The organism is Veillonella parvula (genome assembly GCF_040094895.1).
GTDB lineage: Bacteria > Bacillota > Negativicutes > Veillonellales > Veillonellaceae > Veillonella > Veillonella parvula_L.
Window position 1 is genome coordinate 463,479 of record NZ_JBBNGV010000001.1, and the last position, 23,510, is coordinate 486,988.

At 37.3% G+C, this 23,510-nt stretch carries 18 protein-coding genes and 1 riboswitch; of the genes, 16 read left to right on the forward strand and 2 right to left on the reverse strand.

The genetic code is table 11. The features are described 5' to 3' along the window. Nucleotides 1-61: 61 nt before the first annotated feature. Nucleotides 62-2,530 (forward strand): leucine--tRNA ligase, encoded by a 2,469-nt coding sequence (gene leuS / locus AAAT26_RS02105; protein ID WP_349208785.1) that lies wholly within the window; start codon nucleotides 62-64, stop codon nucleotides 2,528-2,530. A 75-nt stretch (nucleotides 2,531-2,605) separates the two neighbouring features. Beyond that, nucleotides 2,606-3,085, forward strand: coding sequence for a deoxycytidylate deaminase (locus tag AAAT26_RS02110; RefSeq protein WP_008713967.1), 480 nt, complete (start codon nucleotides 2,606-2,608; stop codon nucleotides 3,083-3,085). A 143-nt stretch (nucleotides 3,086-3,228) separates the two neighbouring features. Here the strand turns inward: AAAT26_RS02110 and AAAT26_RS02115 are convergent, their stop codons facing one another. Continuing rightward, nucleotides 3,229-4,458, reverse strand: coding sequence for an aminopeptidase (locus tag AAAT26_RS02115; protein WP_278621922.1), 1,230 nt, complete (start codon nucleotides 4,456-4,458; stop codon nucleotides 3,229-3,231). A gap of 111 nt (nucleotides 4,459-4,569) precedes the next feature. Between AAAT26_RS02115 and AAAT26_RS02120 the strand changes: the two genes are divergently transcribed. The 6 genes from AAAT26_RS02120 to AAAT26_RS02145 all read left to right on the forward strand — a co-directional run bounded on the left by AAAT26_RS02120 (nucleotide 4,570) and on the right by AAAT26_RS02145 (nucleotide 13,061). Next, nucleotides 4,570-5,139: a ComEA family DNA-binding protein gene (locus AAAT26_RS02120; RefSeq protein ID WP_077708441.1), complete on the forward strand. Its 570-nt coding sequence runs from the start codon at nucleotides 4,570-4,572 to the stop codon at nucleotides 5,137-5,139. Beyond that, nucleotides 5,096-7,324: a ComEC/Rec2 family competence protein gene (locus AAAT26_RS02125; RefSeq protein WP_349208786.1), complete on the forward strand. Its 2,229-nt coding sequence runs from the start codon at nucleotides 5,096-5,098 to the stop codon at nucleotides 7,322-7,324. The genes AAAT26_RS02120 and AAAT26_RS02125 overlap by 44 nt, the downstream gene beginning before the upstream one ends. A gap of 11 nt (nucleotides 7,325-7,335) precedes the next feature. Further along, the gene (gene holA / locus AAAT26_RS02130) at nucleotides 7,336-8,313 is read left to right on the forward strand and encodes a DNA polymerase III subunit delta (RefSeq protein WP_024061647.1); all 978 of its coding nucleotides are present in this window, start codon (nucleotides 7,336-7,338) and stop codon (nucleotides 8,311-8,313) included. A gap of 2 nt (nucleotides 8,314-8,315) precedes the next feature. Further along, nucleotides 8,316-12,107, forward strand: coding sequence for a PolC-type DNA polymerase III (locus AAAT26_RS02135; protein WP_119562971.1), 3,792 nt, complete (start codon nucleotides 8,316-8,318; stop codon nucleotides 12,105-12,107). A gap of 127 nt (nucleotides 12,108-12,234) precedes the next feature. Beyond that, nucleotides 12,235-12,546 (forward strand): hypothetical protein, encoded by a 312-nt coding sequence (locus AAAT26_RS02140; RefSeq protein WP_229055772.1) that lies wholly within the window; start codon nucleotides 12,235-12,237, stop codon nucleotides 12,544-12,546. A gap of 56 nt (nucleotides 12,547-12,602) precedes the next feature. Continuing rightward, nucleotides 12,603-13,061, forward strand: a complete 459-nt coding sequence (locus AAAT26_RS02145) for a hypothetical protein (protein WP_316073066.1) — start codon at nucleotides 12,603-12,605, stop codon at nucleotides 13,059-13,061. 95 nt (nucleotides 13,062-13,156) lie between these two features. Here AAAT26_RS02145 and poxB read toward each other — a convergent pair whose 3' ends face one another. Further along, nucleotides 13,157-14,899 (reverse strand): ubiquinone-dependent pyruvate dehydrogenase, encoded by a 1,743-nt coding sequence (poxB, locus tag AAAT26_RS02150; protein ID WP_316073067.1) that lies wholly within the window; start codon nucleotides 14,897-14,899, stop codon nucleotides 13,157-13,159. Between the two features lie 293 nt (nucleotides 14,900-15,192). Further along, nucleotides 15,193-15,308: riboswitch (FMN riboswitch) on the forward strand. A 67-nt stretch (nucleotides 15,309-15,375) separates the two neighbouring features. On the opposite strand from poxB, the gene ribD reads away from it, so the two are divergent. The 8 genes from ribD (at nucleotide 15,376) to AAAT26_RS02190 (ending at nucleotide 23,505) form a co-directional block, all read left to right on the forward strand. Next, a complete protein-coding gene (gene ribD / locus AAAT26_RS02155) occupies nucleotides 15,376-16,590 on the forward strand; it encodes a bifunctional diaminohydroxyphosphoribosylaminopyrimidine deaminase/5-amino-6-(5-phosphoribosylamino)uracil reductase RibD (RefSeq protein WP_349208787.1) in 1,215 nt (404 codons plus the stop codon). After that, nucleotides 16,571-17,227 carry a riboflavin synthase gene (locus tag AAAT26_RS02160; protein ID WP_316073069.1) on the forward strand — a complete coding sequence of 219 codons (657 nt, stop codon included), beginning with the start codon at nucleotides 16,571-16,573 and terminating at the stop codon, nucleotides 17,225-17,227. The genes ribD and AAAT26_RS02160 overlap by 20 nt, the downstream gene beginning before the upstream one ends. A 15-nt stretch (nucleotides 17,228-17,242) precedes the next feature. Further along, complete coding sequence (locus AAAT26_RS02165) at nucleotides 17,243-18,445, forward strand: bifunctional 3,4-dihydroxy-2-butanone-4-phosphate synthase/GTP cyclohydrolase II (protein ID WP_156697552.1); 1,203 nt, start codon at nucleotides 17,243-17,245, stop codon at nucleotides 18,443-18,445. Between the two features lie 69 nt (nucleotides 18,446-18,514). Further along, entirely contained in the window at nucleotides 18,515-18,976 is a 462-nt protein-coding gene (gene ribH / locus AAAT26_RS02170) for a 6,7-dimethyl-8-ribityllumazine synthase (RefSeq protein WP_349208788.1), read from the forward strand. A gap of 195 nt (nucleotides 18,977-19,171) precedes the next feature. Then, the gene (gene hslO, locus AAAT26_RS02175) at nucleotides 19,172-20,050 is read left to right on the forward strand and encodes an Hsp33 family molecular chaperone HslO (protein ID WP_008713942.1); all 879 of its coding nucleotides are present in this window, start codon (nucleotides 19,172-19,174) and stop codon (nucleotides 20,048-20,050) included. A 109-nt stretch (nucleotides 20,051-20,159) separates the two neighbouring features. Further along, nucleotides 20,160-20,954, forward strand: coding sequence for an S-methyl-5'-thioadenosine phosphorylase (gene mtnP / locus AAAT26_RS02180; protein ID WP_008713941.1), 795 nt, complete (start codon nucleotides 20,160-20,162; stop codon nucleotides 20,952-20,954). Nucleotides 20,955-20,996: 42 nt separating this feature from the next. Continuing rightward, a complete protein-coding gene (gene mtnA, locus AAAT26_RS02185; RefSeq protein ID WP_349208789.1) occupies nucleotides 20,997-22,061 on the forward strand; it encodes an S-methyl-5-thioribose-1-phosphate isomerase in 1,065 nt (354 codons plus the stop codon). Nucleotides 22,062-22,260: 199 nt separating this feature from the next. Then, a complete protein-coding gene (locus AAAT26_RS02190; protein WP_008713939.1) occupies nucleotides 22,261-23,505 on the forward strand; it encodes an adenosylhomocysteinase in 1,245 nt (414 codons plus the stop codon). The last annotated feature ends 5 nt before the right edge of the window (nucleotides 23,506-23,510 follow it).

Consider the following 23,510-nt stretch of genomic DNA (forward strand, 5'->3'; position numbering starts at 1 on the left):
AATAAAAACATTAATTATAAAATGGCAACTTATGAGGTTGACCATATGAGGAGGCCCCTACATGAACGAAAAATATGTAGCCCAAGATATTGAAAAAAAGTGGCAACAGTATTGGGAAGATAACCATACGTTTAAAACAGAATATGATGAATCAAAAGAAAAATATTATGTATTAGAAATGTTCCCGTACCCATCTGGTAATTTACACATGGGGCATGTGCGTAACTATTCCATTGGTGACGTAGTAGCTCGCTTCACGAAAATGAAGGGCTTTAACGTATTACATCCAATGGGCTGGGACTCCTTTGGTATGCCTGCAGAAAACGCAGCTATCAAACATGGTATTGCACCTAAAACATGGACTCTTGATAATATCGAGAACATGAAATTGCAACAAAAAGCACTTGGCTTGTCCTATGATTGGGACCGTGAAGTTGCAACATGTAAAGAAGATTACTACAAATGGACGCAATGGTTTTTTGAACAGTTCTATAAAAAAGGCTTAGCGTACAAAAAAGAAGCTAAAGTAAATTGGTGCGAAACTTGTCATACTGTATTGGCTAATGAACAAGTTATCGATGGTGCTTGCTGGCGCTGTGATAACCCAGTTGAGAAAAAAGACTTGTCTCAATGGTTCTTGCGCATTACAGAATATGCTGATCGCTTGTTAACTGATTTGGACACTCTTGATCATTGGCCACAACGCGTTAAATTGATGCAAAAAAACTGGATTGGCCGTTCTGAAGGTACAGAATTCTCCTTTGAAGTGCCGTCCATTAATGAACGCGTATCTGTATATACAACACGGGTTGATACGATTTATGGCGTAAGCTATGTTGTATTGGCTCCTGAACATCCATATGTAGAACGTCTTATTGAAAATGCTCCTAACAAAGCTGAATTAGAAGCTTTCATTACGCGTATGCGCAATATGAGCGATATCGACCGTACATCTACAGAGGCACCTAAAGAAGGTATGTTCACTGGTTCCTATGCAGTAAACCCTATGTCTGGCGAACAAGTTCCAGTTTGGATTGCAAACTATGTATTAGTAGACTACGGTACAGGCGCTGTAATGGGTTCCCCTGCACATGATGAACGTGACTGGGAATTTGCTCATAAATACGATTTGCCTATTAAACAAGTTGTAGCTCGGGAAGGTGAAGAATACAGCCTTGAAAAATGGCAAGAATGGTACCATGAAGATGGCATTCTAGTTAACTCTGGCGAATATAATGGCCAAACATCTGAAGAGGCTCGTAAAACTATTACAGCTGCTCTTAACGAACGCGGCATTGGTGAAGGTAAGGTAAACTTCCGTCTTCGTGACTGGTTGATTTCTCGTCAACGTTACTGGGGCGTGCCAATTCCTGTAGTATACTGTGAAACTTGTGGTGAACAACTCGTTCCTGAAGAAGAGTTGCCAGTACGCTTGCCAGAGGATGTTAAATTTGAATCTGGTGCTGTATCTCCATTGGCTACATCTGAAAGCTTCTTAAATACTACATGTCCTAAATGTGGTGGCCCTGCACGTCGTGAAACAGACACGATGGACACATTTATCGATTCCTCTTGGTACTTCTTGCGCTATACAGACGCTAAAAACGACCAAGCTCCATTCGATAAAAAAATTGCTAATTACTGGATGAATGTTGACCAATATATCGGCGGTATTGAACATGCTATCTTGCATTTATTGTACTCTCGATTCTTTGTGAAAGTTATTCACGATTTAGGCCTTATCGATGCAAATGAACCATTCCGTGGCTTGTTGACACAAGGTATGGTTCTTAAAGAAGGCAGTAAAATGTCTAAATCTAAAGGTAATGTAGTTTCTCCTGAAGAAATTATCAATACTTATGGTGCAGATACTGCTCGCTTGTTTATTCTATTCGCAGCGCCTGTAGATCGTGACCTTGATTGGTCTGACCAAGGTGTTGAAGGTTCTTATCGTTTCTTAGGCCGTGTATGGCGTATTGTTGATGCGTACAACGAAGAGGCTAAGAAAAATGTAACTGGTGATCTTACAAAAGACGAATTCGGATTGCGTCGTGAATTACACCGTGTTATCAAAAAGGTAACAGAAGACCTCGATAACAACTTCAACTTCAATACTGCTATTTCTGCTATCATGGAACTTGTAAATGCTATGTACGCTCATAAGGATAAAGCAGAAACAATCAATAGCGCATTAGCTAATGAATTGACACATTCCTTATTGCTTCTTTTAGCACCATTTGTTCCTCATATGACAGAAGAGTTGTGGCATGAATTGGGTGAAACTACATCCATCCATACTGAAAAATGGCCTGTATACGAAGAGGCAGCTCTCGTTGTAGATGAAGTAGAAGTAGTATTACAAGTAAATGGTAAAGTTCGTGATAAACTTACTGTTTCCGTAAATATTACAAAAGAAGAATTAGAAACATTGGCCAAAGAATCTAGCCGTGTTCAAGAATTTATAGAAGGTAAGAATATCGTAAAAGTTATTTACGTACCTAGTAAACTTGTAAATATCGTTGTTAAATAAGGATATTCTATTTGTTTAATATTGTAAGCCCCCAACTACATAGGTAGAAGGGGGCTTATTTTAAGTGAGGTAATTATGGCAAAACGTAGCGATTATATTTCCTGGAATGAATACTTCATGGGTGTTGCCATTTTGGCAGCACAACGTTCTAAGGATCCAAATACACAAGTTGGTGCATGTATTGTTAGTAATGATAATAAAATCTTGTCCATTGGTTATAATGGTATGCCTTTGAATTGCAGTGATGATGATTTCACATGGGAACGTGATACAGCTGATGATAATAAGTATTTCTATACCGTACATAGTGAACTGAATGCAATTTTGAATTATCGTGGCGGTTCTTTAGAGGGCTCTAAAATATATGTAACGCTTTTCCCATGTAATGAATGTGCGAAAGCCATCATTCAAAGTGGTATTAAAGCCGTTATCTATCGCGATGATCTCTATAAGGATACAAAAGAAGTAAAAGCATCCAAACGGATGTTGAAAACCGCAGGTGTAGACATTATTGAATACAAATCTACAGGCCGCACATTGAATATTACATTGTGATATAATAATTTTTTACCACTAATAAGAGCCCCTATATACGCTTGTATATAGGGGCTCTTTTATATGTAGCTTTCAATTATAAATTGCTATCTAATAGACAAGTTAGATAGGAAGTCCAGTTTTTATGGGAACGTTTCACTTGTTTATACTTGTAAACGGCCATCAATCATAATGTCTACTTCTTGACCGTCACGAGTGTAGCCTTTAATATTCATATGTTCATGACCAATCATAAAGTCTACATGTGTTAAGGAGTAGTTAAGGCCACGTTCTTTTAATTCTTCTTCAGATAAACCATCACTATCTTTGAGGCATGTAGGATAAGATGCACCAATCGCTAAATGGCAGGATGCATTTTCATCAAACAATGTTTCGTAGAAAATTTGGTTAGATTGGCTAATTGGGCTGAAGTGGTCCACCAAAGCAACTTCGCCGAGGTAGTGGGAGCCTTCATCGGTTTCTATTAACTCTTTTAATACTTCATAACCTTCTTTTGCAGTATAATCAACGATTTTACCTTCTTTGAAAGTAAAGGAGAAATCAGAAATAGTATTACCCTGGTAAATTAAAGGTTTTGTGCTGTATACAATACCATTAACACCATTATATTGGGGTGCGGAAAAAACTTCCTCTGTAGGAATATTGGCATTAAAAATAGTGCCATCCTTTGAAGATTCTTCACCACCTAGCCATATATGACCTTCTGGTAATTCTAATAAGAGGTCAGTACCATTTTCACAAGTATAACGCAATGCCTTTAAGTCTAATTTATTCAATGCTTCACAGCGGTGACGCAATTTTGCCATGTGATGACGATATGTGTCTTTCGCTTCTACACCTTCAATGCGGCAAAGTTTTAATAGGGTAGCCCATAGTTGTTCAATTTTCTGTTCATCTGTACCTTCATAGCCAAGTAAATCTGCCCATAGAACCGTTGGTACAGAAGCAACGCACCATGTAACAGAGGAGTTCATAATCGCTGTATGGTAGAAGGATAAAGCTTTATTTAAGTTACGAGATTGTAGTGAAATACGATTTGTTGGAATACCTTCTAACGCTTTTGGGTTCGCACTAATCAAAGATAAGAAAGCGGCCTTATCATCGATGTATTGCTTGTAGAATTCAGGAATCCAGTTAGCCGGTCTTTCTAATACAGATTCCTTAGCATGTAATAAACGTTGACGAGCGATTGGAGAACATCTCCAGTTGAGGACAACTTCTTTGGCACCTAATTCATATGCTTCTTCTGTGACAATAACTGCAAAGTCTTTGTTTTCTACATCTACAGAAATAACAAGAGTTTGATCTTTTTGTAAATTTACGCCATATTTTAACAAGGTATGTGCATATTTTTTTAATGTTTCTTGATTCATTGTATCTCCTTATATTCGACATCAATTATGAAACTCCTGCTGGTGTGACCAATAGAGTCAACAGTAGGAATTTATTCTTTCATAGGGAAATCTTTTAGTAGGAGGTGCACTATGAAAGTAAAATTGAAGCCATATATGACAATTATATTAATCCTATGTGTTTTAGTAGGAATTTATTTCCTATGGCCTATTATAACAGATGAAAGCGATTCTGTCTTAGTTGAAGGAGCAATAGATGGAAATTCTTCTATATCAACTGTTGAACAAATATCCAACAAACCTATAGCTTATATTACGGGCGCCGTAGTTTCACCTGGTTTATATGAGTTTGAAAGTAGTGCTACTGTAGGTGATGTAGTTCAGTTAGCAGGTGGGCTATTACCTTATGCTGATGTAGAATCAGTCAATATGGCAAAGTCGGTTAATGCGGGAGATCATATCCACATAGTATTTAACTTCCACGGTAATCCAGAGGTTTTATTGCGCGGTAACAAAATTAATATCAATACAGCTTCTGCAAAAGATCTTGATGCATTACCAGGCATAGGACCCGCTATGGCAAAAAGAATTGAAGAGTATCGTTCACAAAAAGGACCCTTTACATCCGTTGAAGGTATCAAGGGGGTGAAGGGCATCGGTGATGGCGTATTTAAGAAGATTAAAGATAAAATTACAATCTAAATTTAGGAATACAGAACGAGCGTTTGAGGAATCAATCTTCAATACTCAAGTATTAGTTAATACAAAGCCATTTATAACTTATAGCCAATGGGCACATACTATATTGGGATCTATAATAATTGGCACTATATTAGGATATGGTAAATATTATCCCGTACTTAGTCAAATGCATTATATTTTTGCGATTGCCTTAGCTATTATTGGTGTAACTGTTATTAAAATAATGCAATCTTATTGTAGGTGGCGTTTATATGCCAATTTATTAATATTAGTTTTTGCTGCAATGGGATTATCCTATTATCAAACAGACTTACGAATTATTAACTATAACAGCTATACATCTTTCTATTTACAGCAAGAAGGAGAATATTTTGGCACTGTCGTATCATATCCTGAATTAGTAACTATCGATAAACAGGAATATTACAAATATAATGTAGAGTTACATGGATTACATCCCTATAAAGATACTGCTAAAAACGACTATATTAAGGCACAGGGTCGATTACAGATTTACTCAAAGGTATCTACTACAAAGTATTTAATACGGCTAGGGGATCAAGCAATAATTGAAGGTACACCAAAAAGTTTATTTCTCATCGAAGAGGAAGGACGCATTAATCTTAGAGGTAGATATATGAGCTCTAATACAAGAGGTCGAATCTATGATGGTGTATATCGATCTGCTACTAATAAAGATTTACAAGCATTCCACTTTCAAGAAATATTTTCTGAAAAACTATATGGAAAAAGTTTATATTTATGTGGTCAAATACGAGAATCTATAGAAAAGAATATTGCTAGTAATCTAGATGGTCCACAAAAGGTATTAGCACAAGCCTTATGCTTGGGTGGTCATTATAGTGAACTAGGGGAAGAGCGAATGAAAGATTTTGCTTATACGGGTCTCATCCACATTTTATCTATCTCTGGCTCACATATTGCACTGCTATTAGCCTTAATTTACGGTTTAGGAAGACTCGTTAAATTACGGAAGCGCACATGCTTAATTTTAGGTATATTAGTAGCTTGTATATATTGCTGTATCGTTGGTGGAGATGCACCAGTTATACGTGCAACGATGATGAGTATACTCATGTGCATGGCTTATGTAAAAGGACGATTATATCAAGCTAAACAGGCTTTATGTATATGCGCTATTCTATGTCTTGTATATGATCCTTTTTCTTTGTTTGATGTAAGCTTTCAACTATCCTTTGGTGCAACCTATGGTTTACTTATATGGGGGAAGGTACTATATGAACGGATACAATGGCTACCAAAATGGATAAAAACACCTCTTGTATTATGTGTATCCGCACAATTACTCATATTGCCATTACAACTCTATTACTTTCACTATATTAGTATTGCTAGCTTACTCGCAGCTTGTGTTGTAGCACCTATATTAGATATATCCATCATTTTAATCTTTATAAGCACTGTTATTAGCTATGTAATGTCTATATCTTTTCCATGGTCTTTGATAGATGTACTATTACGCATATCGTTATATTTAAATCATGTCTTAGGGAGTAGTGGTAGTTTACTTTGGCTTGGTATGATGCATCTTTATTGTGTTTATGTATATTATACTTTACTAGGTCTGTTTACGTACTTTTTGACACATAAGAAGAAGTATACTGTATATGTAGTAATGTCCTTATTATGCATGGTTGCAGCCTATGGTGTTTCATACTATGTGACTCATCATCACAAGAATACGTTAATCCATTATATTCCTATGAAACAGTGTAATGTGCTGCTGTGTATAGCACCAAACCATGAACAGGCATATTTGTTAATCGATGCACCAGATTATATTAAAACAATGCCTAATGAAAGTCTAATTAATCAAACTATTAGGGCATATGGCATGAATCCTAGAATGGTAAAAGTTAAGTACTTTCACAGTAACGGTTCGGCAAGGGTAATATATAAAAATGGTATGAACCAAATAGTCGTATATAATGGACAAAGTAGAGAAAAAAATCTAAAATTAAATGATAAGGCTAATGTTTTATTTATAACGAGTCGATTTAGTGTAATGCATGAAATTGATCGTATTTCACCGCGTAGTACTGTTTTGTTTAGTAGTCCTCATGGTGCTTTACGCGATGTGGATCCATCATCAGAACATATGTATATAATGGGATACAGCTTTATTAAAGATATCTATCTGTGAAAGGAGGGAACATGGCACATATTCAACTCATCTATGGCGACGAACCACAATTAATTGAAGAAGAAAAACGTAAATTTTTAAGTGCCTATCCAGACCTTCCAGTGACTGTATTAGATGATGAGGTGGGCCCACAAAAAATAAGTGAAAAACTATGTGAAGATTCACTTTTTGGCGATCAAAAGGTCTTCTGTTTAGTTAATTTGCCTATCATTCGTAAAAGTGGCAAAAATAGTGATGCTTGGATTCCATTGTATGAACTCCTCTTGGAATATAATGGAGATAATCCTATCGTTTTGATTTATCATGATATGATTGATAAACGTATTAAGCAGAATAAAGAGATTTTAGAAAAAATACCAAATCATCAATGTAAGCGTCTTGAAGGGGCAGACCTCGTGATGTGGATACGTCAGTACTGTACGTCTAACGGCTTTAAAATGACGCCTGATGCACAGGAATATGTGGCTCATCTCATTGATTTGTGGCAAGAGGTACCTGTTTCTTTTATGAGAACTGAGTTTGACCGATATTTTTTACAGATTACTGGGGAAAAGGTTATTACCAAAGAATTTCTCGAAGAAAACGGTAGTGACTATGGAGCCAAAAACATTTTTACTTTTAAAGAGGCTCTATTAAAAAGAGATATCGATACATTACTTGAACTATTTCCATTTATGTTCGGCTATAAAGAATTAGACCGTGCTATGAGCTATATTGAGGGGCAATTACGTTTACAGTTGCTAGTTAGCGAATGTCGCCAAGTGGGTATGTCTGTTCAAGCCATACAAAACTTATGTAAGGATCATGATTCGTCATTTAAACCATATCCGATTAAGCTAGCTTACGAGGCGAGTCCGAGAATTTCAATTAAGGCTCTACGAGCTTTATTAAAAGGGCTTTATGAGATTATATTAGATAGCCGTAGCAGCAAGGGCGATATTTGGCGATTTAGAGATTTATGTATTACCTACTGTGGGTATAAGGGATAAAAATGAAAGTACGTTATCGTGTTGTACCAAAACAGAATAAGAAATCATCCTTCTATGTGAACTGTCATAGCCAACATGTGACGATTCAAGCAGCAGACTCTGCATTTTCCACATTGCTTAGTCTACGTGAAAGGTTGTCTGCATGGTATAAGGAAAAAAATATCTCTTTTGATGATATTCCAACAAATACAGATACAGCTTGTTGCTTTGCTTGGAAAGTAGATACTGAAACGGGTGAAGGGTTAGATACCTATTATTATGGCGGTGGCTGTGGTGCTGGTGAATGGATTGAAGCGGCTGAAGCACAACGTGAAGCTGAAGAGGCTAAAAATCAAGAACCTAGAGGCAAGTCTTTTGCGGGTTATGACCAACAACATGAATATGATGATGTAGACGAAGATGATTTTGCCCCATTTGTAGAAGCTATTGAATTAGGCTATTTCAACAATAGTCCAGTTGTTGTGTCTCGTTCTAATCATACGGCTGCCGAATCTAGCAGTAGTGATACTATCGCATCTGTGAGCAGTACACCTAAAGCAAGCAAAGGCTTTGGACCTAAAAAAACTACAAAATCTACGGCTAAAGGAAGTGAAGGGGATGGTAAATATCCTCGTCGTGTACCAAAGGATGCACCTACTGATGAAGGCATGATTTTAGGACCTAAAATTGAAGGGGTCACATCTAAAATCATGGGCACCTTGGATACACCTAGTGTAATTTTTGAAGGTGTCTTTGTTGGTTTAGATAAACGTGATACTAAGACGGGTAAAAGTATCGTTAACGGCAGCATTGTAGATGATACAAATAGCATTAAATTTATCAAGTTTACGAACAGTCCTGAAGAAGGGGATGAATTACTAAAACAACTAAAAGGCTTACAACGGGTTCGCGTACAAGGTAGTGTTAGCTTTGATGATCGTTTTGACAAGGATTATATTCTTTCTATTCGCAGTATTGAAGCAATAGAAACTACTAGTGTGGAACGAACTGAAAATCGTCCGGACTCTCGTGTGGAACTCCACTTACATACCAAGATGAGTGATAAAGATGCTCTTGTATCTGTAAAAGACTTGTTTAAAACAATTAAAAAATGGGGCCATCCTGCGGTGGCTATTACGGACCATGGCGTAGTACAAGCCTTCCCAGAAGCGCAAGCTCTTGGTAAGGAGTTAGGTGTTAAAGTTATCTATGGTGTAGAAGGTTACCTCATCGAAGATGAAACGGTAATAAAAGATGAAGAGCCTGTACTAGATAAAAAGAAAAAGAAAGAAAAAGATAAACGTTACCATATTATTTTATTAGCTAAGAATATGGTTGGTTTGCGTAATTTATATAAAATGATTTCCATTTCTCACCTTGAACATTACAAAGTTCGTCCGCGTTTGCCTCGCTCCGTTATTGAAGAACATCGTGAAGGTATTATCATCGGTTCTGCCTGTGAAGCAGGGGAGCTTATGCAATCCATTGTTCGTGGAGCTACAAAAGAAGAGCTTTTGGAAGTAGCATCCTTCTACGATTATCTTGAGATTCAACCACATACTAACAATACGTTTTTGGTTCGTAAAGGTCTCATGCCCGACGAGCAGGCACTTATTGATATGAATAAGACCGTTATCGAATTAGGAGAAGCCTTAAACAAACCTGTATGTGCTACTTGTGACGTTCACTACCTGACACCAGAAGAAAAAATTTATCGTGAAATCATGTTAACTGCATGTGGTTATCCAGATGCAGACGAACAGCCAGATTTACATTTACGTACTACAGATGAAATGCTTGCGTCCTTCCCTTATTTAAGCGAAGAGAAAGCATACGAAGTAGTCGTTACTAATACACGTGCTATTAATGATAGCATTGAAGATATTAAGCCAGTGCCTGATGGTACATATTCACCTAAGATTGAAGGTGCTGACGAAGCTTTCACAGAAATGTGCTATAGAAATGCGAAGGCTATTTATGGTGATCCATTGCCTCGTGTCGTACAAGAACGTCTCGATTATGAATTGGATTGTATTATTTCCAATGGTTACGGCGTATTGTATTACATCGCTCATAAGCTGGTAAAAAAATCTCTTGATGATGGGTATCTCGTAGGTTCCCGTGGTTCCGTAGGGTCATCCTTTGCCGCTACCATGTCTGAGATTACAGAGGTAAACCCATTACCGCCTCATTATGTATGCCCTAACTGTAAATATTCAGAATTCTTTGAAAAGGGTGAATATGCAGGGGGCTTTGACTTGCCTCGTAAAGACTGTCCTGAATGCGGTCATGCTTTACAAACAAATGGTCACGATATTCCATTTGCTATTTTCCTTGGTTTCGAAGGTGATAAGGTTCCAGATATTGACCTTAACTTCTCTGGTGATTACCAAGCAAAAGCTCACAAATATACGGAAGAACTATTTGGCCGTGATAATGTATTTAAAGCAGGTACAATCGGCACTATAGCTGATAAAACTGCTTTTGGTTATGTTAAAAAGTACGCCGAAATTAGAGACATTCAAGCTCGTAATGGTTTTTTTGAACATTTAGCAAAGGGCTTTACAAATGTGAAGAATACTACAGGCCAACATCCTGGTGGTATTATGGTATGTCCTCGAGATATGGATGTGCATCACTTTACGCCAATTCAACATCCAGCTAATAAAAAGGAAAGTGGCGTATTAACGACACACTTTGATTATCACTCCATTGAAGGTCGTATGACTAAGCTTGATATTCTGGGCCATGATGATCCGACCATTATTCGTATGTTAGAGGATTTGACTGGTATCGATGCTAAGACAATACCATTTGATGATCCAAAGACATTAAGCTTGTTCTCCTCTACAGAGGGGATTGGTTTAACACCTGAGCAATTGCAAGGTGACCAAGTAGCTAGCTTGGCTGTTCCAGAATGTGGCACGAAATTCGTACGGGGCATGCTTGAAGACTCTCGTCCCCAAACATTCTCTGATTTAGTTCGTATTTCTGGCTTTTCACATGGTACAAACGTATGGCTTGACAATGCGCAAGATCTCATTAAAAATGGTACTTGTAAGTTGAATGAAGCCATTTCAACACGTGACGACGTAATGAACTTCTTGATTCATCGTGGTATGGATAGAAAACATAGTTTCTTCGTAATGGAAAACGTTCGTAAAGGTAAGGGTATTGAAAAACGAAATAAACAAGGGCAAGCTACGACGGAATTTGAAGCAGAAATGCGTGAAAATAATATTCCTGAATGGTTTATTGAATCTTGTAAAAAGATTTCCTATCTATTCCCACGGGCCCATGCGGTAGCTTACGTAATGATGGCTTTCCGTATTGCTTGGTTTAAGGTATATCATCCATTGGCATTTTATGCAGCTTACTTCTCCATTCGTGCGAAAGCCTTCGATTTACGGATCATGACAGGGGACCTCAAAACACAATTGACCGAGTTTAACCGTATCAAGGCTCTTGATCGTGCTGCCAGTCCTAAAGATAAGGACCTTATGAGTGCCTTGGAAGTATCTATGGAGATGTATCAACGGGGCTATCGTTTTATTAATGTAGATATTCAACATTCCGAAGCTAGACGCTTTAGTATTAAGGATGGCGCTTTATTGCCACCATTCTTAGCCATTGATTCTCTAGGTGAAACAGTGGCTGATGCTATCGTCGAGGAAAGAAATGAACGTCCATTTACATCTCTAAAAGACTTACAACGCCGTTGTAAAGTATCAAATACCATCATTGATCTTATGAAAGACCTCAAATGCTGTGGTGAACTTCCTGAAGACGAACAAATGTCACTGTTTGGAGCATAATAAAATATAAGATAAGACTTAAATACAAAGTAAGCACTATATACCAAATGTTGATATAGTGCTTATTTTTATGTAGTTTGCTACAATATAATTAATATATATCATTGGTGCAAGGGAGTGTTATGTAATGATAAGTGGGGTATTAAAAGTTTTAGGAATCAACTCATCGGATTGTAATGATTATAAAGAACCCAAAATAAATTTGGAAGGTAATAATAGTGAATCTAACATCACTGAGGAAGTGCAAAATCACGATGTTGAACTAGAATTTTGGGATATTGAGTCTGAGGATACACCAGTACTAGAAGAATCAGATATTCCAGGTGTATACTTTAATGAATTCCTGGAATATGTAGATGAAGAGGGGAATATATTATCTCCATCAGAGGTCGATGCGATACGGTATAAAGAGGATTACGAGGATGACTATTATAGATAGAAAAAATTAAAGTGTAATTTTTATCTTGTTATTATATTAAAGTAAGTTGGTGAATTATGAGAGTTCCAATATATGAAGCTTTAGCACACTATAAAAAAAATGAAGAGCTACCTTATACAGAATATTTTGGATTAGGATTTTTTTCTGATATATCATTAGCTGAAGAGGCTCTAGTTGAATCTAAAATATTGTCTGGATTTTCTAAGTTAAATGATGATTCCTTTTCTATAAAAACTCACTATTTAAATGATTGTACTCATATAGGTGATGATATTAACTATGAAATAGTAAATAACAAAATTTATGGTATTTGGTATGATTACGATATAGATCCATATTATTCCAGTTCTGGATACATAGGTTTATTTAGCACTTTAGAATATGCAGAGAAAGCATTAGATTGGTATAAGACCTGGGATATATTTAATGTATATGGTTTAGATTGTTTAGGAATTGATACAATTACTCTCAATTTAAGGGGCTGGACTGAAGGTTTTATAACAGTATATGATTAAAATTATGCAATAAAAGAGGTGTCATCATTTGATGACGCCTCTTTTTGAAAGTTTTGCAGTTTATTTATTTTGGCAGATTTTGTAAATTGGCAATATTAGTATAGGGATTTATATTTCATCCAGTTTGTTTTGGCCATTTCTTTAAGCTCTGTACCACGGCCATCAAGGATTGCATTGATCAAGTATTTGCTGAAGCCCTTAGCTTGTTGATATGCAATTTTAGGAGGCATAGCAAGTTCTTGTTTATCTACGCGAACATTAACGATGACTGGGCCATTATGGTTAAGGGCTTCCATGATTTTTTCATCAACTTCGCTAGAGTTATGAATGCTCACACCTTTGATACCAGCAGCTTCAGCAAGTTTACCGAAATCTGGATTTACAAAGTCTGTAGCGTAGTCTAGATAACCAGAAGCTTTCATTTCCATAGCGATAAAGCTAAGTTCTTCGTTATTGAATACAAAGATTTTAACAGGTAAGTTAAGTTGTTTTAATGTTAACATTTCGCCCATCATCATTGTAAAGCCACCATCACCAGAGAGGGAGATGACTTGACGGTTAGGACATGCATTTTGAGCGCCAATAGCATGCATCATAGCATTCGCCATAGACCCATGGTTATAGGAACCTAAGATGCGACGTTTACCATTTGTTTTTAAGTGACGAGCAGTCCAAATAACTGGAGTACCTACGTCAAAGGTAAAGATTGCGTCTTCTGCTGTTAGTTTATTGAGGCGATTTACGAAGTATTGAGGGTGAATTGCTACACCATCTGGTTCAGCTACGGCATAACTATCTAAATCAGCTCTAAATTTTGTATATGCTTTACGTACAGTATCAATAAATTCAGTATCACCACGTTGGCCTACAAGAGGTAATAATTCTTTTAACGTATCTTTTACAGTACCAATGATACCTTGTGTAAGAGGTACGCGACGACCTAAAGCGCTAGGATCTCTATCTACTTGTATTACTTTCGCATTTTCTGGATAGAATGGACGGTAAGGGAAGTCTGTACCAAGCATTACCAATGTATCACATTGTTCAATAGCACGGTAGCCAGATGTATAGCCTAATAGGCCAGTCATACCTACATCATATGGATTATCCCATTCAACCCATTCTTTACCTCTGAAAGCATGTACAACCGGTGCTTGTAAGCGTTTTGCTAATTCTACTACTTCGTCATGAGCACCTTCACAGCCGGCACCACAGAATAGGGTAATACGTTTGCCTGTTTCTAAATGAGCCGCCATTTCTTCAATATCTTCTCGTTGTGGAACGATATGAGGTAAACGAGGTGGGTTCCACACAGGTAATTCATCAATTTCCATTTCCATAACTGCAACGTCCCCAGGAAGAACGATAACAGCAACATCTTGGTTACCAACAGCAGCGTTCATAGCACGGAATAGAATTTCCGGCATTTGCTTAGGATTGGATACAAGTTCGCAGAAACAAGAACATTCTTTGAATAGATTTTCTGGATGTGTTTCTTGAAAATAGTTCAAACCTACTTCAGATTGAGGAATGTGAGAAGCAATGGCCAATACTGGAACACGATTGCGATGGCAGTCGAAGAGACCATTAATCAAGTGTAAGTTGCCAGGACCAGAGCTACCAGCACATACAGTTAGTTTATGAGTTAGGGATGCTTCTGCACCGGCAGCAAAGGCTGCTGTTTCTTCATGTCGTACATGTTCAAAAGCAATTTTACCATTGCGGCGTAAACTATCATTTACAGAGTTTAGACTATCTCCAGTGATACCGTAAATGCGTTCGATGCCCGCATTGGCTAAGACTTCTATAAGTACATCAGAAATTCGTTTTTTTGCCATATTATCACCTATATTTAATAATTACTATCATTAAAATATGGTTATCCAAACCATATATACTATATTAGACTTGTTTAACTTGTAATTATGTGATAAAAGTTACTATTTACTGTATACATAGTTTATATATGTTTATATTAAAAGTAAATATATATTATTATTTATATTGTTCTAGTATTTGTGTTCTAAAAATTATATTTTAATTAAATTATTTAATATTCTTTCTCAATACAAAACTATTATTCTTGCATAACATTAATAAAAGTGTTACTATTAATTCATAAACAAAATAGATAAGTCTTTGGGGATAGGTGAAATTCCTTACCGGCGGTAAAGTCCGCGAACCTTTTTGGTATGAATCGGTGCAATTCCGATACCGACAGTAGAGTCTGGATGAGAAAAGACGAGGCACGTTTGTTGTGCGCATTTATGATGACCCAAGGACTATGTAATAGTCCTTTTTTTATTGAGGTGATATGGTGGATGACGTAGTATATATGAAGCGCGCCATTGAACTGGCAAAATTAGCCACAGGTCACACCTCACCAAATCCTTTGGTTGGTGCTGTTGTGGTAAAAGATAATACAATAATCGGTGAAGGTTATCACCATAAAGCTGGTACAGCTCATGCTGAGGTGCATGCACTAAATCAAGCAGGTGATAATGCCAAAGGTGCTACTTTATACGTAACATTAGAGCCATGTTCCCATTATGGAAAAACACCACCTTGTGCGCTTCGTATCATTGAGGCTGGTATAGCTAAAGTAATAGTAGGTAGTACAGATCCAAATCCACTAGTTTCTGGAAAGGGAATGGAGTTACTTCGTGAAGCAGGTATTGAGGTTGTTTGCCCCGTATGTAGTGATGAATGTGCTGAACTAAATGAGCATTTCTTTACCTATATACAGACAGGTAAGCCTTTTGTCACTCTAAAAAGTGCTATGTCACTAGATGGGAAAATTGCTACATCTACTGGACAATCTCAATGGATTACAAATGAGTCCTCTCGTCGCGATGGACATGTGTTACGTGCCACGCATGATGCCATGCTTGTTGGAATTGGTACAATTTTGGCAGATAATCCACAGTTAAATTGTCGTTTAACGGATAGTGAATTATCAGATGCGTTATTAGATAAAAGCATACTTGATGAACCGATTACGATTCATCAACCAGATGTAATTATCTTGGATAGTCTTGGTAGAACACCTACTACTAGTCGCGTCTTTGAAATAAATAATCGTAAGATTCATATATTCGTATCTAAAGGTTGTCCTAAGGATCGGATACAAGCCTTAGAACAAGTTGGTGCTCAAGTAACCGTAGTAGAATCTATTTCTACTCGTAAAAGCAAGAGCACAGACATTGTCATAGATATTAAGAAATTATCTATCGATGATATTCTTAGAAAACTAGGTGAACTAGGTTACACATCTATTCTTGTTGAAGGTGGATCTGCAATTATCAGTTCCTTTGTGGAAACGAAGAACTTTGATAAGGTCGTAACATATATTGGAAATACCATTATTGGTGGTAACGATGCAACACCTGCTGTAGGAGGTCGAGGTTTTGAAAGTTTAGAGGTTTCACCGCAATTAACTTTCACCAAGACTAAAGTATTAGATAATAACATTCGCATTGAAGCATATCGTCAAGGAAGGAGGGGCGCTTATGTTCACGGGAATCGTTGAAGAAATCGGCCGCATCGAAAACATAAAAAAGGGCCCTAAATCCTTAGCCATAACAATTCGAGGAGAAAAAATTTTTAGCGATTTAAAAGTTGGTGATTCCGTAGCTGTTAATGGGGTGTGCTTGACGGCCACAACGATTGGCAATAGTATATTTACAGCGGATGTGATGCCAGAATCCATTAAGATGACTACGTTTACTAATTTGAAAGTCCATCAACCAGTCAACTTAGAGCGATCTATGCTTGCTAATGGTAGATTTGGTGGTCATATTGTGGCAGGCCATGTAGATGGTACAGGTCGTATTATTAATCGTGAACAAACCGATAATGCCATTATCTTTACTATCGAAGCTCCAAAATCTGTTATGGATTATGTTATCTATAAGGGCTCCATTACCATCGATGGAATTAGCCTCACAATTATGCGACGAACAGACAGTAGTTTTTCCGTCTCTATCATTCCTCACACTTTGAGTGAAACCATTTTAGGTTTTGCTCATATTGGAACAGAGGTCAATTTAGAAACGGATATTGCTGGACGATATATTCGTCATTTTATGAATCTTGGTAGTGAACCTACCGAAGAAAAGCCTAAAAAATCTATGCAATCCCTCTTAGTAGAGAATGGATTTATATAAGTAAGGAGCGTTCCTATGAGCGAACAATTACATTCTATTAATGAGGTCTTACAAGACCTTAAAGCTGGTAAACCTGTTATTATCGTTGATGATGAAAGCCGTGAAAACGAAGGCGATCTTATCATTGCTGCAGAGTTTGCGACGCAAGAAAATATTAACTTCATGGTTAAATACGCCCGCGGTATCGTATGTACGCCTATGCGCCGCGAAGCGTTAGAAAAACTTGGCATTCCTGCAATGGTTACCAAAAATACTGATAACCATGAAACTGCTTTTACTGTGACTGTGGATCATGTAGATACTACAACAGGCGTGTCTCCTGCAGAGCGTGCTTATACAATTCAAAAACTATTAGATCCTAATGCGAAACCTCAAGACTTCCGTCGTCCAGGGCACGTATTCCCACTTGTATATAAAGAGGGCGGTGTACTGGTACGTCAAGGTCATACTGAGGCATCTATCGACCTTTGCCGTTTAGCAGGTTTACAGGAGGCTGCCGTTATTTGTGAAATTACAAAAGATGATGGTGACATGGCCCGTTTACCTGATTTGATGAAATTTGCTAAGGAGCATGATTTGAAAATTGCTTCTGTAGCAGAACTTATTGAATATCGTAAACAACATGAAGATATGGTTGAGCTTGGTGCTTGTTCTAAGTTGCCTACTAAATTTGGTGATTTTAATATTTTTGTATTTAAAAATGAATTAGATCATAAAGAGCATTTAGCTATCGTAAAGGGTAATGTTCAAGATTGTAGCAATGTGCTTGTCCGTATTCATTCTGAATGTTTAACAGGCGATGTATTTGGTTCTAAGCGCTGTGATTGTGGTGAACAATTAGACAATGCGTTGCGCGCTATTGAAAAAGAAGGCAAAGGCGTTGTTGTATATATGCGACAAGAGGGCCGTGGCATTGGTTTGACCAATAAAATTAAAGCCTATGCATTACAAGAACAGGGCCTTGATACAGTAGAAGCAAATGAACAATTAGGCTTCCCTGCAGATATGCGTGAATATTCCTTAGCGGCTCAAATTATCCGTTTCTTGGGTATTAAAAGCATCCGCTTATTAACTAACAATCCCGAAAAGCGTCATGGCTTAGAACATTGGGGAATCAATGTAACTAGCCGTGTACCACTCATCATTGCTGCAAATAAATTTAATGCAGGCTATTTAAAAACAAAAGAAGAAAAAATGGGTCATATGTTAGAAGACTAATTAACTTTCACCATATAACTCGGTCGTTACATATATATTTCCTTAGATGGAATAGAGGAGGTCAACATAATGATGGTTCAAGAAGGTAACTTATTAGGTACTGGTAAGAAATTTGCTATTATCGGTTCTCGTTTCAACGAGTTCATTACATCTAAATTAATCGGAGGCGCTGAAGATTGTTTACTTCGTCACGATGTTAAACAAGAGGATATTACAGTAATTTGGGTTCCAGGTGCTTATGAGATTCCTTTGATTGCTAAGAAAACAGCTTTATCTGGTCGTTATGATGCAGTTATTTGTGTAGGTGCTGTTATTCGTGGAGCCACTACTCATTATGACTATGTATGCAACGAAGTGGCTAAAGGTATCGCACATGTATCTTTGGAAACTGGTATTCCTGTTATGTTTGGTGTAGTAACTACTGAAAACATTGAGCAAGCTATTGAACGTGCTGGTACAAAAGCGGGTAATAAAGGTTATGATTGTGCTATGGGTGCAATCGAAATGGTTAATCTTATCGATCAAATCTAAGAATTGTATATAACACTCAGTATCTTATGGTACTGAGTGTTTTTATATCATCGAAAATATGTTCTTTTAACTTTAAATCATACTAGACGAACATATATTCTCTATTATTGAAAGTTAAATATTTGACATGATATACTATATAAGCAATATAAAAATAATACCTTAATAAAATAAGTAGAAATAAGGAATGATAGAATGGATTATATAAAACGTTTTACAACCCGAGAAGGGGTTCGTATGTCTTTAGCTGTAACAACAGATACAGTTGAAACGGCTCGTGTACGTCATGATTTATGGCCTGTAGCAACAGCTGCTTTAGGTCGTGCTATGACGGGAGCTATTTTGTTGGCTGGTGATTTTAAAAACCATGAAAACGTAAGTCTTCGTATTAAAGGTGATGGTCCACTAGGTGTAGTTCACGTAGATGCATTTTCTGATAATACGGTTCGAGGCTATGTAGATGAGCCACATGTTGATGTACCTTTAAAGCATGCTGGTAAGCTTGATGTAGGTGCTGCCGTAGGTCATAATGGTGAAGTACAAGTTACGCGATTTACACAATTAGCGCAAGACTATACTTCTACAAGCCCGATTCAAAGTGGTGAAGTAGCAGAGGATTTGGCATATTATTTATATGCATCTGAACAAGTACCGTCTACGATTAGTTTAGGTGTATTAGTAGATCCAGATTACCATACAGTTGTAGCTGGAGGTTTTATCGTACAAGCCTTACCGGATGCTACAGATGAAGCATTAGCACAAGTAGAAAAGAATATTAATGAACTTGGTCCTATTACAGAATATTTGAAAGCAAATCCAGATGGTAAAGGTCTTATGGAACGCGTTCTCGATGGTTTAACTGTGAATGAAGTATATAATGAACCAATTCATTTCCAGTGTCGTTGTGGTCGTGATCGCTTTGCCAGTGTGCTAATGACATTACGTGAAGAAGATAAGAATGCTATTTTGGAAGATGACGTAACAGAGCTTGTTTGCCATTATTGTAATGAAAAATATCATTTCACACGTGAAGAGTTACAAAATATGTTCACCCAAAAAGGTCCAATTCAATAAAAACTTTATAATATGTAGAAAAAATACAGGCTACTAGGTTTTTCCTATAGCCTGTTTTTCTATTCTATGAGAAAATAAAAGATAGAGTTATTAATAATAGGAGGTCACAATGAGTGCAATTGGCGTAATTGGTGGTACTGGTGTTTATGATCCGTCCATCTTTGAAAATATACATGAAGAATCCTTAATGACACCATATGGTGAAATAGATTATGTACAAGGTACATACCATGGGAAAACTGTAATCTTTGTAGCTCGTCACGGCAAAGATCATACAATTCCTCCACACAAAATTAACTATCGTGCTAATATTTGGGGCCTCAAAAAACTAGGCGTTACATTTATTATCTCCACGACAGCAGTAGGTTCTTTAAATGAGAACTTTAAGCCAGGTCATTTTGTGTTGACTGATCAATTCTTAGATTTCACAAAGAACCGCATCACTACGTTTTATGAAGGTGGGGACCGTCCAGTGGCACATCTTGATGTAACAAACCCATACTGCCCTGAATTGCGTGATATCCTTCAAAAGGTAGGTACGGAACAAGGCCTTACGATACACAATGGCGGTACCTATGTATGTACTGAGGGACCTCGTTTTGAGACTCCTGCAGAAATTAAAATGTTCCACATGCTCGGTGGCGATACAGTAGGTATGACAAATGTACCGGAAGTAAATTTAGCGAATGAAGCTGAAATGGCATATGCTACGATCTCTATGATTACCAACTATGCAGCAGGTATTTCTGAATCTGCTTTGACACATGCGGAAGTTGTAGAAATGATGGGCAATATGGCGGCGCAACTAAAATCTCTTATCTTAGGTGCTATTGATGCAATCGATGTGGATGTTCGTTATGATGCGCATAATCGCATGCATGAATATGGTGGTTTTAAGCTATAATCAACTCATAATGATACACAATAGTTCATCGAAGGAGAAGTTATGATTAATATTGAATGGCGTAAAGATACGCTGGTACTATTAGATCAAACTAAATTGCCTACTGAAATTACATACGTTCACTGTACAGATTGGCGCCAAGTGGCCGAAGCTATTAAAATGCTTCGCGTTCGTGGCGCACCTGCTATTGGCGTAGCTGCTAGTTATGGTCTCATTTTAGCTGCTATGGAAGCAGGACGTTTAGAGGCGCCATTTAGTGAACAACTTACAAGCTTATATGAGTTTAGTGAGATCTTAAAAGAAACTCGCCCTACGGCAATCAACTTAGCTTGGGCTGTAGATCGTGTAATTTCTCTTGTGAAAACTAATGTTGACAGTATGTCCTCAATGAGTGAAGTAGTAGACCTCATTACAAAAGAGGCTATTATCATTCACGAAGAAGATGTGTCTTTGAATAGACGTATGGCCGAAGCAGGCTCTACATTATTTGAAGGTAAAAAGAATATTCGCATCTTAACTCATTGTAATGCGGGTGCACTAGCTACAGGTGGTCTAGGAACAGCACTTGGTGTTGTTCGTAAATTACATGAAAATGGACAACTGGAACGCGTGTATGCTGATGAAACACGTCCATTATTACAAGGTGCTCGACTTACAGCCTTTGAACTTCACGAGGATGGTATTCCTATTACTCTTGAAACAGATAATATGGCCGCCTATGCGATGCAACATGGGTTAATTGATGCTGTTATCGTCGGTGCTGACCGCATCACTACAAAAGGGGATGTAGCCAATAAGATTGGTACCTATGGTGTGGCTGTACTAGCTAAATTCCACAATATTCCGTTTTATGTAGCCGCTCCTTATAGTACATTTGACTTTACTCTGGAAAATGGTGGAGATATTCCTATTGAGATGCGCAATGATGATGAAGTAACAGCTTTACACGGTGTTCAAATAGCCCCTAGTGGTATTGGTGTACTTAATCCTGCATTCGATGTAACACCTCATGAATTTGTAACAGCGATTATCACCGAAGAGGGAGTATTGACTCCAAATTATGAAGAGTCAATTGGTAAGCTACGCCAGATTGTAGAATCTAAATAATTTATGATTTTAATAATGTAGCTTATTAAGAAGCATTCGATATATAAGTAATTTATTATCTATATAAGCAATATATTATCTATATAAGTAAGTATCTATAACGATATTAACAAAATTATATAGTATCAATAAATCTAAGTAGATTTACTATCAACTATTTATTCTATTGTATCTACTTGTATGAGTAAAAGGAGATATTATGCAATCTTTAATTAGAGACATAAATTTAGCAACAGAAGGTCGCAAAAAAATTGATTGGGTTTCTAACTTTATGCCTACATTAAACACATTAGGTGACCGTTTTGAAGCAGAACAAACTTTCAAAGGCCAAACAATTGTTGTTAGTGTTCACTTGGAAGCAAAAACAGCATACCTTGCGACTGTATTAAAACGCGGTGGTGCAGATGTAATTGTAACGGGCTCCAATCCGTTGTCTACACAAGACGATGTAGCTGCAGGTCTTGTAGATATGGGCATTACTGTATATGCTTGGTACGATTGTACTGATGAAGAATATTTTAACTTCCTCCATAAAGCACTTGATCATAAACCACATATTATCATTGATGATGGTGGTGATTTAGTAAATCTATTGCATACTACACGTCAAGATGCAAAAGAACGTTTGTTAGGGGGGAGTGAAGAAACCACAACAGGTGTACATCGTTTATATGCATTAGAGAACGCTAAACAATTAACATTCCCTATGATTGCTGTAAATGACTCTTACTGTAAATATCTTTTCGATAATCGCTATGGTACAGGTCAGTCCGTTTGGGATGGTATCATGCGCACTACGAACTTGACTGTAACAGGCAAGAACGTTGTTGTTGCTGGTTATGGCTGGTGTGGTAAAGGCGTTGCGATGCGCGCAAAAGGCCTTGGTGCACACGTATATGTAACTGAAGTAGATCCAATTAAAGCTATAGAGGCTGTATTTGATGGTTTCAAGGTATTGCCTATGATTGAAGCCGCTAAGGTTGGCGATATCTTCTGTACTGTAACAGGTTGTAAAGATGTTATTGTAAAAGAACATTACAAAGTGATGAAAGATAAAGCTATCTTATGTAATGCTGGTCACTTTGACTGCGAAGTGAATGTTTCTGATCTTACTGAACTTGCTATAAGCCACGAAAGGGTTCGCCAAAACATCGAAGGCTATACTATGTCTGATGGTCGTAAACTCTATGTATTGGCTGAAGGCCGTCTAGTAAACCTTGCAGCTGGCGATGGTCACCCTGCAGAAATTATGGACTTGTCATTTGCTATGCAAGCCCTTGCTGCAGAGTATATCTTGAAAAACGGTAAAGAAATGGATCCAAAAGTATACGTATTGCCTCATGAATTAGATGTGGAAATCGCTAAACTTAAATTGAACTCCATGGGCTATGATTTAGATTCTTTAACACAAGAACAAATCGATTATCTAACAAAAGTAAACTAATACTG

What these genes read in the sequence shown, in the direction of transcription:
- leuS (WP_349208785.1), top strand. Translation starts at nt 62, where the DNA reads ATGAACGAAAAATATGTAGCCCAAGATATTGAAAAAAAGTGGCAACAG.
- AAAT26_RS02110 (WP_008713967.1), top strand. Translation starts at nt 2,606, where the DNA reads ATGGCAAAACGTAGCGATTATATTTCCTGGAATGAATACTTCATGGGT.
- AAAT26_RS02115 (WP_278621922.1), bottom strand. Translation starts at nt 4,458, where the DNA reads ATGAATCAAGAAACATTAAAAAAATATGCACATACCTTGTTAAAATAT.
- AAAT26_RS02120 (WP_077708441.1), top strand. Translation starts at nt 4,570, where the DNA reads ATGAAAGTAAAATTGAAGCCATATATGACAATTATATTAATCCTATGT.
- holA (WP_024061647.1), top strand. Translation starts at nt 7,336, where the DNA reads ATGGCACATATTCAACTCATCTATGGCGACGAACCACAATTAATTGAA.
- AAAT26_RS02135 (WP_119562971.1), top strand. Translation starts at nt 8,316, where the DNA reads ATGAAAGTACGTTATCGTGTTGTACCAAAACAGAATAAGAAATCATCC.
- AAAT26_RS02140 (WP_229055772.1), top strand. Translation starts at nt 12,235, where the DNA reads ATGATAAGTGGGGTATTAAAAGTTTTAGGAATCAACTCATCGGATTGT.
- AAAT26_RS02145 (WP_316073066.1), top strand. Translation starts at nt 12,603, where the DNA reads ATGAGAGTTCCAATATATGAAGCTTTAGCACACTATAAAAAAAATGAA.
- poxB (WP_316073067.1), bottom strand. Translation starts at nt 14,899, where the DNA reads ATGGCAAAAAAACGAATTTCTGATGTACTTATAGAAGTCTTAGCCAAT.
- ribD (WP_349208787.1), top strand. Translation starts at nt 15,376, where the DNA reads ATGGTGGATGACGTAGTATATATGAAGCGCGCCATTGAACTGGCAAAA.
- AAAT26_RS02160 (WP_316073069.1), top strand. Translation starts at nt 16,571, where the DNA reads ATGTTCACGGGAATCGTTGAAGAAATCGGCCGCATCGAAAACATAAAA.
- AAAT26_RS02165 (WP_156697552.1), top strand. Translation starts at nt 17,243, where the DNA reads ATGAGCGAACAATTACATTCTATTAATGAGGTCTTACAAGACCTTAAA.
- ribH (WP_349208788.1), top strand. Translation starts at nt 18,515, where the DNA reads ATGATGGTTCAAGAAGGTAACTTATTAGGTACTGGTAAGAAATTTGCT.
- hslO (WP_008713942.1), top strand. Translation starts at nt 19,172, where the DNA reads ATGGATTATATAAAACGTTTTACAACCCGAGAAGGGGTTCGTATGTCT.
- mtnP (WP_008713941.1), top strand. Translation starts at nt 20,160, where the DNA reads ATGAGTGCAATTGGCGTAATTGGTGGTACTGGTGTTTATGATCCGTCC.
- mtnA (WP_349208789.1), top strand. Translation starts at nt 20,997, where the DNA reads ATGATTAATATTGAATGGCGTAAAGATACGCTGGTACTATTAGATCAA.
- AAAT26_RS02190 (WP_008713939.1), top strand. Translation starts at nt 22,261, where the DNA reads ATGCAATCTTTAATTAGAGACATAAATTTAGCAACAGAAGGTCGCAAA.